Consider the following 12,677-nt stretch of genomic DNA (forward strand, 5'->3'; position numbering starts at 1 on the left):
CTGCAGCCCGTAGTCAACTAACGTTGATGCCGTGACACGGCACCGAATCGGCATCCTCGCGGTGGCGGTTCTGCTGTCTTCCGGGTGCACCGGGGACGAGCCGTCGCCCAACGGCCCCCCGCCGCCGCGCATCGTCACGACCGACGCGGTCGACCAGTCCATTGTGGACCTCAGAAGCGCGGGCGCGGTGCACTACAACGGTTCGCTGACCGCCCCCGCGGGCGACACGGTGACCATGAAGGTCACGGTCACCAAGGCGGGCGAGGCCATCGGCGACCTTTCGGTCAACGGGCTGCCCGCCGCGGTCCTCGTGGTCGGCCACACGCTGTACCTCAAGGCCGGGCTGGACTTCTGGCTCAAGCTCTCCGGTGTGCCGGACTCGACCGCGCCGACCGTGGCCGACCGGTGGGTGAAGGCGCCCGGCGTGCTGCTCGGCGTGGACATCGAGCGGATCTTCGACACCGAGACGCTGCCCGCGCTGTTCGGCAGACCCGTCGGCGGCCAGGCGCCGGATGCCGTCAAACGCACCAAGGTCGCCGGTCAGGAAGTCCTGGAGGTGCCGACCGACACCGGCGTGCTCTACCTCGGGGTGAACCCGCCGCACGGGCTGGTCCGGTTCGACCTGACCAAGTCGGGCAAGACGGACCCGACCAAGGTGCGTGACCTGGCGTTCAGCGTCACGGACGCGACCGCCGACATGGCCGCGCTCTACCGCGACCTCGCCGCGAGAACGGCCGAACTCGACACCGCCTACGACCCGTTCACCGGCGTCAGGCAGGGCGCGCACAGGTTCCAGAACTGCGGCGCGACCAGCTGCGCGATCGTGGTCGAGCTGACCAACACGGGCAAGCAGCCGATCCGCGTGGCGGTCAAGGCGACCTGGACCGGAGCCGGCGCCGTCATCGGCTCCTGCGAGAGCCGGGTGGGGCCGCTGCAACCCAACCAGGCAGGCAGTGCGACGTGCACGCTCGCCTCGCCGCAGTGGACACAGTTCTACCGCCGCGCGCAATCCGTGGCCGGGCAGCATCCGTACGGCGCCGAATGGACGGCTATGGCGCTGATCACCCCGCCTGACCCGACCGAGCTGCGCACATTGGCGACGTCGGCGGAGACACCGGTCGCCAACCCGCAGGGCAACCAGCACGTGTACGTGATCCGCGACAGCGCGGGCAAGGACGACAAGCACATCTGGAAGTACGGCGTCTCGACCGGCCCCGAGTGGCGCAGGATCGCCGATGACCAGCTGAAATACTGCAAGGCGAGCGGTAAGGCCGACTGTGTCGCCGAGGAGGTCGCCGCGACCGGCGACCCGGCCTCCGCGCACGCTTTGGCCCGCCAGCTGGTCGACGCATACCGTGGCCGGGCCGGTTCGTGCCCGCCTGCCCAGTGGGTCGGGTGTTGACCTACGCTGGCGCCGCCATGGTCCTCGCTCCTTCCCCCACGCAGCACCGGCTGACGGTCGCGCTCGGGTTCGTCGGCTCGGCCGCGATCGGTGCGAGCACGTTCGTGCCCGGTGGCCGGGTCGTGTTCTACGTGGGCGTCGCGGCTTTCGTGTGGGCGTGGCTGCGGCTTCGGACGTGTGACAAGCGGCAGATCCTGACGGCGATCGGTGTCTGGGCGGTGCCGCTGCTCGTGCCGCTGCCGATCCTGAGCCAGGACGTGTACATCTACCTGGCGCAGGGCGCCATCGCGCACGCCGGGCTGGACCCGTACACCGTCGGGCCGTCCGGATTGGACAGTCCACTGACCGATCGGGTCAGCTGGGTGTGGGAGAACACGCCTTCGCCGTACGGACCGCTGTTCATCCTGCTGATGAAGAGCATCGTCGCGGTGGTCGGGCCCAACGTCGTGGTGGCGGCTTTCGTGACCAAGGTCGTGATCGCGAGCGGTCTCGTGCTGCTGTGCGCGGCGTTGCCCGGCCTGGCACGGCATCTGGGCGGTACGCCGGAGCAGGCGTTGTGGATCGGCGTGGCGAACCCGTTGGTGCTGGTGCATCTGACCGGCGGGCCGCACAACGACCTGTTGATGGTCGCTTTCCTGGCCGCCGGGACATTGCTCGTGCTCGACCGCAGGCATGTCGCGGGCATCGCGGTGGTGGCGCTGGCGATGAGCATCAAGGTGACCGCCGGGCTCGTGCTGCCGTTCCTGGTGTGGGTGTGGGCGGCACGGGTGAAGCGCTGGGGTTTTGTCACCGCCGCTGGTGCCGGGGCACTGGTCACTGTCGTCGTTTTCGGGCTGTGCACGCTCGCCGCGGGCGTCGACCTGGGTTGGCTGGGCGCGCTCGACGGGAACGCGCTGCTGATCCACTGGCTGTCGATCCCGACCGGGATCGGCGAGCTGTTCGGGATCATCCCGGTCGCCCGGATCATCGGCTGGGGACTGCTCGCCGGGATCGTCGTCCTGCTGTGGGGCCGTTGCCGGTCCGGCGGCCCGGCGGCGATCTCCGCCGCCGCTTGGGCGTTGCTGGCGACCGTGCTGCTGTCGTCGGTCACGATGCCGTGGTACTTCACATGGCCGCTGGTCCTGGCCGCCGGATTCGCGCTCCGGCCGGCGATTGTGGCGGGAATCTCGGTGTGGCTTGTGCTTGTCAACTATCCCAACGGGGATACCGGTCTCTACAACTGGTGGTGGGTGCTGCTGACCGCGGCAGCAGGTGTTTTCGTCTGGTGGACGGTACGGCGTGAGTACGCGTGAGCTGGATGCGGCTGGGATCACTGATCCTGACCTGCGGGCCGCGTACGCCGAAAGCAAGGCCATCAACGCCAGCCACGGCCGGACGTACTTCCTGGCCACTCGGCTGTTGCCGATCGCCGACCGCCCGGCCGTCCACGCGCTGTACGGCTTCGCCCGGATCGCGGACGACATCGTCGACGGCACGCTCCCGAAGGCGCAGCAGACCATGGAGTTGCTGGCCCTGGAGCGGACCATGTGGGACGGCGGCCGGCCTGTGCTGCGCGCCCTGGCCGACACGGTCCGGCGCTACCGGATCGACCGGCGGCTGTTCACCGACTTCCTCGCGTCCATGCGGATGGATCTGCACGTCAAGGAGTACGCGACCTACGCCGACCTCGCCGAGTACGTCTACGGCTCGGCGAGCGTGATCGGGTTGCAGATGCTTCCCGTACTGGGCACGGTCTCGCCGCGTGAGGAGGCTGAGCCGTACGCCGCCGCGCTCGGTGAGGCGTTCCAGCTGACCAACTTCCTGCGGGACGTCGGCGAGGACCTCGACCGTGGCCGCGTGTACCTGCCGTCGGACGAACTGGCCGCGTTCGGCGTCGACCGTGACCGCCTGCGTTGGGCCCGCCGGACCGGACAGCACGACCCGTACGTACGCAGGGCGCTCGCCCATATGGTCGCTCGTACCGAGGCGATTTATCGCCGCGCCGAACCGGGCATCGCGATGCTTCGGCCGTGGTCGCGGCCGTGCGTGAGCACCGCCGCGAAGCTGTACCGGGGCATCCTCGACGAGATCGTGGCAGCGGACTACGCGATCCTCAACCGGCGCGCGGTCGTCCCCACCGGGCAGCGGTTACGGGTCGCACTGCCCGGCGCCGCGGCGTCACTCGGTCAGAACGCCAGGGCCTGGGCCCTGCGCTTGACCTCCCGGCCCCGGTCGCCCCGCAGCGCGTCGATCGGCGTGCCGGGCAGCGACTCGTCAGCGGTGAACAGCCACCGCAGGATCTCGCTCGGCGAGTAACCCGAGTCCACCAGCAGGGTGATCGTCCCGGGCAGGCCCTTGACCACCTCGTCGCCGTCGGTCAGGAAGACCGCCGGGACGAGCAGCTCGCCGTTCCTGCGCACCGCGATCAGCTGGTGGTCCCGCAGGGCCTGCTGAACGCGGCTGACCGGACGGTCGAACCGGTCGGCCACCTCCCGCAGGGTCAACACCTCCACCGCTGGGTCGAGCACATCGTCAGCAATGGGAATCGCACTCACGACTGAACACGATGCCACATGCCGGACGTATGAGAAATGAGGCAGGCCGACCCACAGGGGGCGAACCGATCCGTACGATCGCACACGTGCAGGAAAGAGGCGGGCTTGGAATGGCGACGTTGCTCGAGCAGCGTTACCGGGTCGACGCGCCGCTGGCCCGCGGCGGTATGTCGGCTGTCTACCGTGGCATGGACACCCGGCTCGAGCGGCCGGTGGCGATCAAGGTGATGGATCACCGGTTCGCCGAGGACCGGTCGTTCGTCGACCGGTTCGAGCGCGAGGCGAGAGCCGCGGCGAGCCTGCACCACCCGAACGTGATCGCCGTGCACGACCAGGGCTTCGACGGGGACCACGTGTTCCTGGTGATGGAGCTGGTCGACGGCGGCACCTTGCGTGACCTGCTGACCGAGCGCGGACGGCTGACCGTGCCGCTGGCGTTGTCGGTGCTCGAACCGGTGCTGTCGGCGCTGGCCGCGGCGCACCAGAACGGCCTGGTGCACCGGGACGTCAAGCCGGAGAACGTGCTGATCGGCAAGAACGGCGTGGTCAAGGTCGGCGACTTCGGCCTGGTCAAGGCCATGGCCAGCGGGAACAACACCAGCAACAGCGTCATCCTCGGCACGGTCGCGTACCTGTCGCCGGAGCAGGTGACCACAGGCGCGACCACCGCCCGCGGCGACGTGTACTCCGCGGGCGTGCTGCTGTACGAGATGCTCACGGGCACGCCGCCGTACGTCGGCGACACGCCGCTGTCCGTGGCGTACCGGCACGTGAACGACGACGTGCCTCCGCCGAGCCTGTCCGCCCCCGGCATCCCGAAGGCGCTGGACGAGCTCGTACTGCGCGCGACCCGCCGTGACCCGATGGCCCGTCCGGCCGACGCAGGCGCGTTCCTGCACGAAGTCGAGCGCGTCCGGCACGCGATCGGCGCCCCGCTCGTGCCGATCCCCGCTTCGGCGCACGGCATGAAGACCATGCCGTCCGTGCCCGCCGACGCGACCGTCCAGACCGTGCCCGTCCAGGCGCCTCCTGCCGTCGCCAGCGTGTCCGGACCGCGAGGCACGCGGGCCATGCTGCGCACCGACCTGGACCGTGAGCCCCCGTCGACCGGCCCGCAACCGGTGGCCTCCCCGTCGTCGCCGAGGAAGCGCTTCCCCGTGCCGAAGTGGGGCATCGCCGCGGCCGTGCTGGCGGTCGTCGCGATCGTCGCCACGTTCCTGCTGACCAGCGGACCCGACCCGGTCGCCATCCCGAACGTCGCGGGCAAGGACAAGGCCACCGCGGTCGCCGAGATCGAACAGGCCCAGCTCGTGCCGACGGTGCTCGAGTCCCGCAGCGACAAGGTCGACCGCAACAAGGTGATCAGGACCGACCCGCCGACCGGCACGCTGCTGCCGGGCTCCGCGGTGAACGTGTACGTCTCGGCCGGCCCGCCGATCGTGCCCGAGGTCGAACCCGGCGCCACGGTGCAGGCGGTCGAAGAGGCGCTGAAGAAGCAGGACCTGAAAGCACGCCTGGCGGCGGACGAGGACAGGTACGACAACAACGTGCCCCAGGGCGCCGTGCTGACCGTGTCCCCCAGCCCGGGAACGCAGCTCAAGCTCGGCGACTCGGTGACGTTGATCCTCAGCAAGGGTCCCGCGCCGTTGAAGCCGCTGCCGGACGTGCGCGGCAAAACCGAGGCCGAGGCCCGTCAGCTCGTCGAGGAGGCCGGGTACACGGCCACCGTCCGTGCCCAGTTCGACGAGCGGGTCGACGGCGGACGGGTGATCTCCACCAGCCCCGAGGCCGGCGCCGTCGCCGAGGACAAGAAGGTCACGCTGCTCGTCTCGAACGCCGTCACGGTGCCCGACCTGCGCAACAAGCGGCTCAACGAGGCCAGGGACCAGCTCGACAAGCTCGGCCTGAAACTGGAGGTCGCCTTCGGCAACGACCGCGGCAACCGGCGGATCTTCGCCCAGGGCCCGAACGCCGGGGCCCGCGTGCAGAAGGGCTCGACCGTCCGCGTCGGCGTCGACTTCTTCGGCTGAACCACCTCGTGAGTGGTTATCAGGGTTAGAACACCGATAACCACTCACGAGGGGTTTTTACGACCTGAGCATCTCCGCGACCAGGAAGGCCAGTTCCAGGGACTGCTGGGTGTTCAGGCGCGGGTCGCAGGCGGTCTCGTAGCGGCCGGAGAGGTCCGTGTCGGAGATCTCCTGGGCGCCGCCCAGGCATTCGGTGACGTCCTCGCCGGTCAGTTCGACGTGGATGCCGCCGGGGTGCGTGCCGAGCCTGCGGTGCACCTCGAAGAAGCCCTGGACCTCGTCGACGATCCGGTCGAAGTGCCGGGTCTTGTAGCCCGTCGAGGACTCGTGGGTGTTGCCGTGCATCGGGTCGCACTGCCAGATGACCTTGTGCCCGGACGCCTCGACCTTCTCCACGATGCCCGGCAGCACGTCGCGGACCTTGTGGTTGCCCATCCGGCTGATCAGCGTCAGGCGGCCGGGCTTGTTGTGCGGGTCGAGCCGCTCGACGTACTCCACCGCCAGCTCGGGCGTGGTGGACGGGCCGATCTTCAGGCCGATCGGGTTGGACACCAGCTCGGCGAACGCCAGGTGCGCGCCGTCCATCTGCCGGGTCCGCTCGCCGATCCACAGGAAGTGCGAGGACAGGTCGTAGAGCTTGGGCTCCTCGCTGGAGGTGTCCATCCGCAGCAGGGCGCGCTCGTAGTCCAGCAGCAGCGCCTCGTGGCTGGCGAAGATCTCGGTGTGTTCCAGCGAATGGTCGCGCACGCCACAGGCCTGCATGAACCGCAGGCCGCGGTCGATCTCGCCGGCCAGTGCCTCGTAACGCTCACCGGCCGGGGAAGTGCGGACGAAGTCCTTGTTCCAGTCGTGCACCATGGTCAGGCCTGCCATGCCCGCGCCGGTCAGGGCACGCAGCAGGTTCATCGCCGCGCCCGCGTTGGCGTACGCGCGGATCATGCGCGACGGGTCCGGCACACGCGCCTCCGGCGTGGCGACCAGCGAGTTGACGATGTCGCCGCGGTAAACCGGCAGGCCGAGCGCGTCCGTGGCGTTGGAGCGTGGCTTGGCGTACTGGCCGGCGATCCGGCCGACCTTCACCACCGGCAGGCTCGCGCCGTACGTGAGCACCACTGCCATCTGCAGCAACGTGCGGATGTTGCCGCGGATGTGGGGCTCGGTGTTGTCCGCGAAGGTCTCCGCGCAGTCACCGCCCTGCAGCAGGAACGCCTCACCGTTGGCCACCTGGGCCAACCGCTCGTGCAGCCGGTCGATCTCGGCGGGAACGGTGATCGGCGGCACGGACTCGAGCACCGTGCGCACCTTGCGCACGTCATCCTGGCTCGGCCACTCGGGCTGCTGCGCGGCCGGCTTGGCCAGGGCCTCGTCGAGCGCCTTGCGCAGGTGCGGCGGCAGCGGGGGCAGTTCGGGAAGCGTGTCCACAGGCACGTCCACGGTCCAGTTCACGCCCCTAGCCTAAGAGGTCGGCGACCGACTTTTGTCGTCAGGCAGGATTGGGGCCCATGTCCTCACTTCCCGGCACGAACCGGTTGGCAGGCGAGACCGCGAACCGGTTGCTGCAGACCGCCATCGCCAACATCCAGCGCGACTATCCGGTGCACTGGACCAGGGTGATCTCCGGCCCGGACGACCTCGTGCCGCACCGGCGGCTGCACCCGGTGTTCGCCGGTTCGTTCGACTGGCACTCGTGTGTGCACCAGACGTGGCTGGCGGTCCGCCTGCTGCGGCTCTACCCCGGCTTACCCGAGGCGTCCGCGGCCGGCTCCGTGCTCACCTCGTTGATCACTCCGGAGGGGTGCGCGACCGAGGCGGCCTACTTCACGACCGGCACCGCCTGGGAGCGTCCGTACGGCTGGGCATGGTTGTTCATGCTGGACGCCGAACTGGCGGGCACCCCGTGGTCTGTCACCCCGCTGACAGAGGTTCTCCGGGTGAACTGGCTCAAGTGGATCCAGGCGGCACGGTTGCCCGTCCGCGTCGGCACCCACGCGAACACCGCGTTCGCCACCGGACTCGTGCTGGACGCCGCCCGGGCGAAAGGTGACGAAGAACTCGCCGAGGCGTGCACGTCCGCGGCACTGCGCTGGTACTTCGACGACGCCGGATACGGCGGTTTCGAGCCGGACGCGGCCGACTTCCTCTCCCCCGCCCTGGCCGAGGCCGACCTGATGCGCCGGGTGCTGGACGGCCCCGAGTTCGCCCAGTGGTTCGACGCGTTCCTGCCGGACCTCACCGCGGAGCGCTGGCAGGTCCTGCGTGAACCCGTCCCCGTGGACAACCCGAGCGACCCGTACGGCTCGCATCTGTCCGGGCTGCTGCTGTCGCGGGCATGGGCCTGGCGCGCCATCGCCGAGACGTTGCCGGACTCGCACCGGTACACGGCTCTGGCGCGCGAGGCCGCCGAGGCCCACTCCACGGCCGGCTGGGACTACGTCTTCGGGTACGGCTACAACGCCGAGCACTGGCTCGGCACGTTCGCCGCGTACCTCGAAATCGGGGCGCTGTCCTAGCTAGGTCAGGCGGTCTCGTAGCCGAGGTTCGGCCGCAGCCAGCGCTCCACCACCTCGATGTCCACGTCCTGGCGACGGGCGTAGTCCTCGATCTGGTCGCGGCCGAGCCTGCCGACGGTGAAGTACCGGGAGGCCGGGTTGGCGAAGATCAGGCCGCTCACCGCGGCCGCGGGCGTCATCGCGTACGACTCGGTCAGCGCCATCCCGATCTTCTCCGCGTCCAGCAGGTCGAACAGCTGCTTCTTCTGGCTGTGGTCCGGGCTGGCCGGGTAGCCCAGCGCCGGGCGGATGCCGCGGAAGCGCTCCGCGTGCAGGTCCTCCAGCTTGGGATCGGCGTCCGGCTCGAACCAGGCACGCCGCGCTTCGAGGTGGATGTACTCCGCGAACGCCTCGGCCAGGCGGTCGGCCAGCGCCTTGACCATGATCGAGCGGTAGTCGTCGTTGCGCTCCTCGTAGTACGCGGCCAGTTCCTCCGCACCGTGGATCGCGACGGCGAACCCGCCGAGGTGGTCGCCTTCCGGCGCGATGTAGTCGGCCAGGCACCGGTTCGGCCGGCCGGTGGGCTTCTCGGTCTGCTGGCGCAGCATCGGCAGCCGCAACTGTCCGTCGAGGACGATGTCGTCGCCTTCGGCGTGCGCGGGCCAGAACCCGTACGCGCCCTGTGCCTGGAACGACCCGTCGGCGATGATCTTGTCCAGCAGGGCGTTGCCGTCGTCGAACAGTTCCCGGGCCACCGGCTGGTCGAGGATCGCCGGGTACTTGCCCTTCAACTCCCACGCCAGGAAGAAGAACTGCCAGTCGATCATCTCGCGCAGCGTGGCCGGCTCCGGCTCGACGATCCGCACGCCGGTGAAGTCCGGCGTCGGCAGGTCGTCGAACGAGACCTGCTCGCGGTTCGCCCGCGCCTGCTCGACCGTCAACAGTGGACGGCGTTCCTTGGCCTCGTGCTGCTCACGCAACCGGTTCTGCTCGATCCGGTTGGCCTCGTCCAACGCCGCCGCTTTGTCCTCGTCGAGCAGGTCCGAGACGACACCGACCACACGGGACGCGTCGAGCACGTGAACCGTCGAACCGTCGTAGGCGGGCGCGATACGGACCGCGGTGTGCTGACGGGACGTTGTCGCGCCACCGATGAGCAGCGGCAGCTTCATCCCGCGGCGCTGCATTTCCTTTGCCACGCCGACCATTTCGTCCAGCGACGGGGTGATCAGCCCGGAAAGGCCGATCGCGTCCGCGCCCTCCGCGATCGCGGTGTCCAGAATGGTCGCGGCGGGCACCATCACGCCGAGGTCGATCACCTCGTAGTTGTTGCAGCCCAGCACCACGCCGACGATGTTCTTGCCGATGTCGTGCACGTCGCCCTTGACCGTGGCCAGCACGACCTTCCCGTTGCCGCTGCGGGTGTCGATCTTGCCTTCGGCGCGCAGCTTCTCCTTCTCGGCCTCCATGAACGGCTCGAGGTACGCCACCGACCGCTTCATCACCCGCGCGCTCTTGACCACCTGCGGCAGGAACATCTTGCCGGACCCGAACAGGTCGCCGACGATCTTCATGCCGTCCATCAGCGGACCTTCGATGACGTCGAGCGGGCGGGCCGCGGACTGCCGCGCCTCCTCGGTGTCCTGTTCGATGAAGTCCACGATCCCGTGCACCAGCGCGTGTTCCAGGCGCCGCTGGACCGGCGCCTCCCGCCACGCCAGGTCGACCGTGCGCCTGGTTCCCTTGCCGTTCACCGTCTCCGCGAACGACACCAGCCGGTCGGTGGCGTCCTCGCGGCGGTCGAACAGCACGTCCTCGACCAGTTCCAGCAGGTCCGCGGGGATGTCCTGGTACACCGCGAGCTGACCGGCGTTCACGATGCCCATGTCCAGCCCGGCCTTCACGGCATGGAACAGGAACGCCGAGTGCATCGCCTCACGCACGACGTTGTTGCCACGGAAGGAGAACGACAGGTTCGAGATACCACCACTGATCCGCACGCCGGGGCAGCGCTGCTTGATCAGCGGCAACGCGTCGATGAACGCCTTCGCGTACCCGTTGTGCTCCGCGATACCGGTCGCGACCGCGAGCACGTTCGGGTCGAAGATGATGTCCTCGGCGGGAAAACCGGCCTTCTGGGTCAGCAGGTCGTACGCGCGGGCGCAGATCTCGACCTTGCGCTCGGTCGTGTCCGCCTGGCCCTGCTCGTCGAACGCCATCACCACGACGCCCGCGCCGTACCCGCGGATCTTGCGGGCGTACTCGAGGAACTGCTCCTCGCCTTCCTTGAGGCTGATCGAGTTGACCACGCCCTTGCCCTGCACGCACTTCAGGCCGGCTTCCAGCACGCTCCACCGGGAGCTGTCGATCATCACCGGGATACGGGCGACCTCGGGCTCGGTCGCGATCAGGTTCAGGAACGTGGTCATCGCCCGCTCGCTGTCGAGCAGGTCGGCGTCCATGTTGACGTCGAGCAGGTTGGCGCCGCCGCGCACCTGGTCGAGCGCGACGTCCACGGCGGCCTGGTAGTCGTCGGCCTCGATCAGGCGGCGGAACTTCGCCGACCCGGTGACGTTGGTGCGCTCGCCGATCATCACGAAACCGGTGTCCTGGCCGATCTCGAACGGCTCGAGCCCGCTGAACCGGGTACTGGTCTTCCGGCTGGGCACCTGGCGCGGCTTGAGGCCTTCGACGGCCCGCGCGATCTGCTTGATGTGCGCGGGCGTGGTGCCGCAGCAGCCGCCGACGATGTTGACCATGCCCTGCTCGACGAAGTCCTTGAGCAGCGCGGCGGTTTCGTCGGGTGTCTCGTCGTATCCGCCGAAAGCGTTCGGAAGACCCGCGTTCGGGTGACTCGCGGTGTACGTGCCCGCGAGCCTGGCCAAGTCGGCGACGTGCGGGCGCATCTGGACGGCGCCCAGCGAACAGTTGACGCCCACGACCAGCGGGTTCGCGTGTTCGATGGAGCTGAAGAACGCCTCGACGGTCTGGCCCGACAACGTCCGGCCGGACAGGTCGACAATGGTCACCGAGATCCACAACGGCAGGTGGGGCGCGACGTCCTTGGCCGCGGCCACGGCCGCCTTGGCGTTCAGCGTGTCGAAGATCGTCTCGATCAGCAGCAGGTCCACCCCGCCCTCGGCAAGGGCCTTGATCTGCTCGGCGTAGGAGGCGTAGACGTCGCCGAACGTGACCGCGCGGTACGCCGGGTCCTCGACCTTCGGCGACAGCGACAGGGTGACGTTCAACGGTCCGATCGACCCGGCGACGAACTTGCCGCCCGCCTCGTCCGCGGCCTGGCGCGCGAGCTGGGCGGCCCGCACGTTCATGTCGTGCACCAGCGGCTGCAGCGCGTAGTCGGCCTGGCCGATGCTGGTCGCGGTGAACGTGTTGGTGGTGGTGATGTCCGCGCCCGCGGCCAGGTACTGGCGGTGCACGTCGAGGATCAGGTCGGGGCGCGTGAGGTTGAGCAGGTCCGGATCGCCCGTGACGTCCTTGGGGTGGTCCGCCGCGATGAAGTCGGCCTGATAGTCGGCGGGGGTGAGCCCCGCGTTCTGCAGCATCGTGCCCCAGGCGCCGTCGAGCACGACGACACGCTCGCCGAGAAGCTCCTGCAGGGACTTATCCATGATCGCCTCCCACCATCTGGGAGGCGCCCTTGTTGACCTTCGTGCCAGGCCGAGCGTGGCGGACCTCCCCGGTCCGTTGCAGCGCCTCTCGGCCTAGGCTTCGTAGGTTACCGGGAAAGCGCACGCCTTGCACACATCCTCCAGCTAGCCTCGTGCGGTGTTCTCATTATCCGAACCGCCGCTGTTCACACGCCTGCGGAACGCTCAACGGGTTCTCGTCGCGGGTGCGGGCGGAGGCTTCGACGTCTACGCCGGAATCCCGTTGGCACTGGCGTTGCGCGCGAACGGCAAGGAGGTTCACCTCGCCAATCTGTCCTTCACCAATCTATCGGGGCTGGACACGGATTCCTGGCCGGCGCCGGGGGTCGCGGCGATCACTCCGTCAACTGGGGGCGTGCGGGGCGGATACTTCCCGGAAAGAGTGCTGGCTTCGTGGCTGGAACTGGAAGGTCTGCCGTCCACCGTGTACGCGTTCCCACGGCTCGGTGTCCAACCGCTACGGATCGCGTACACCTCGCTGCTCTCGCATCTTGGGATCGACGCACTGGTCCCTGGTCGACGGCGGAACGGACATCCTGCTGCGCGGTGACGAG

At 69.1% G+C, this 12,677-nt stretch carries 8 protein-coding genes, 1 pseudogene and 1 riboswitch; of the genes and pseudogenes, 6 read left to right on the plus strand and 3 right to left on the minus strand.

Annotated elements, in window-relative coordinates; all coding sequences use genetic code 11:
• Positions 1–31: 31 nt before the first annotated feature.
• The 3 genes and pseudogenes from GC106_RS28480 to GC106_RS28490 all read left to right on the plus strand — a co-directional run.
• Complete coding sequence (locus GC106_RS28480; RefSeq protein ID WP_173136954.1) at positions 32–1,402, plus strand: hypothetical protein; 1,371 nt, start codon at positions 32–34, stop codon at positions 1,400–1,402.
• A 17-nt stretch (positions 1,403–1,419) separates the two neighbouring features.
• On the plus strand, positions 1,420–2,694 hold the full coding sequence (mptB, locus tag GC106_RS28485) for a polyprenol phosphomannose-dependent alpha 1,6 mannosyltransferase MptB (RefSeq protein ID WP_173136956.1): 1,275 nt from the start codon (positions 1,420–1,422) through the stop codon (positions 2,692–2,694).
• A pseudogene (locus tag GC106_RS28490) lies at positions 2,681–3,604 on the plus strand (phytoene/squalene synthase family protein); the annotation flags it as partial. The gene mptB and the pseudogene GC106_RS28490, both read left to right, overlap by 14 nt.
• Here the strand turns inward: GC106_RS28490 and GC106_RS48135 are convergent.
• Entirely contained in the window at positions 3,568–3,936 is a 369-nt protein-coding gene (locus GC106_RS48135) for an Rv2175c family DNA-binding protein (RefSeq protein ID WP_312872908.1), read from the minus strand. The pseudogene GC106_RS28490 and the gene GC106_RS48135 sit on opposite strands and share 37 nt — an antisense overlap.
• A 110-nt stretch (positions 3,937–4,046) precedes the next feature.
• Here GC106_RS48135 and pknB point away from each other — a divergent pair, with 110 nt between their 5' ends.
• Positions 4,047–5,966: a Stk1 family PASTA domain-containing Ser/Thr kinase gene (pknB, locus tag GC106_RS28495; RefSeq protein WP_173136960.1), complete on the plus strand. Its 1,920-nt coding sequence runs from the start codon at positions 4,047–4,049 to the stop codon at positions 5,964–5,966.
• A gap of 57 nt (positions 5,967–6,023) precedes the next feature.
• On the opposite strand, the gene GC106_RS28500 is transcribed toward pknB, so the two are convergent.
• Complete coding sequence (locus GC106_RS28500) at positions 6,024–7,412, minus strand: class II 3-deoxy-7-phosphoheptulonate synthase (protein ID WP_173136962.1); 1,389 nt, start codon at positions 7,410–7,412, stop codon at positions 6,024–6,026.
• Positions 7,413–7,468: 56 nt separating this feature from the next.
• On the opposite strand from GC106_RS28500, the gene GC106_RS28505 reads away from it, so the two are divergent.
• Positions 7,469–8,476, plus strand: a complete 1,008-nt coding sequence (locus tag GC106_RS28505; RefSeq protein WP_173136964.1) for a DUF2891 domain-containing protein — start codon at positions 7,469–7,471, stop codon at positions 8,474–8,476.
• Between the two features lie 5 nt (positions 8,477–8,481).
• On the opposite strand, the gene metH is transcribed toward GC106_RS28505, so the two are convergent.
• Entirely contained in the window at positions 8,482–12,084 is a 3,603-nt protein-coding gene (metH, locus tag GC106_RS28510; protein ID WP_173136973.1) for a methionine synthase, read from the minus strand.
• A 14-nt stretch (positions 12,085–12,098) separates the two neighbouring features.
• Positions 12,099–12,180, minus strand: a riboswitch (S-adenosyl-L-homocysteine riboswitch).
• A 61-nt stretch (positions 12,181–12,241) separates the two neighbouring features.
• Here metH and GC106_RS28515 point away from each other — a divergent pair.
• Complete coding sequence (locus GC106_RS28515; protein ID WP_217281066.1) at positions 12,242–12,673, plus strand: hypothetical protein; 432 nt, start codon at positions 12,242–12,244, stop codon at positions 12,671–12,673.
• The last annotated feature ends 4 nt before the right edge of the window (positions 12,674–12,677 follow it).

Source organism: Kibdelosporangium persicum (assembly GCF_013280595.1).
Lineage (GTDB): Bacteria > Actinomycetota > Actinomycetes > Mycobacteriales > Pseudonocardiaceae > Kibdelosporangium > Kibdelosporangium persicum.

Excerpts from the sequence above, each read along its gene's own strand:
- mptB (WP_173136956.1), top strand. The coding sequence starts at position 1,420 with ATGGTCCTCGCTCCTTCCCCCACGCAGCACCGGCTGACGGTCGCGCTC.
- pknB (WP_173136960.1), top strand. The coding sequence starts at position 4,047 with ATGGCGACGTTGCTCGAGCAGCGTTACCGGGTCGACGCGCCGCTGGCC.
- GC106_RS28505 (WP_173136964.1), top strand. The coding sequence starts at position 7,469 with ATGTCCTCACTTCCCGGCACGAACCGGTTGGCAGGCGAGACCGCGAAC.
- metH (WP_173136973.1), bottom strand. The coding sequence starts at position 12,084 with ATGGATAAGTCCCTGCAGGAGCTTCTCGGCGAGCGTGTCGTCGTGCTC.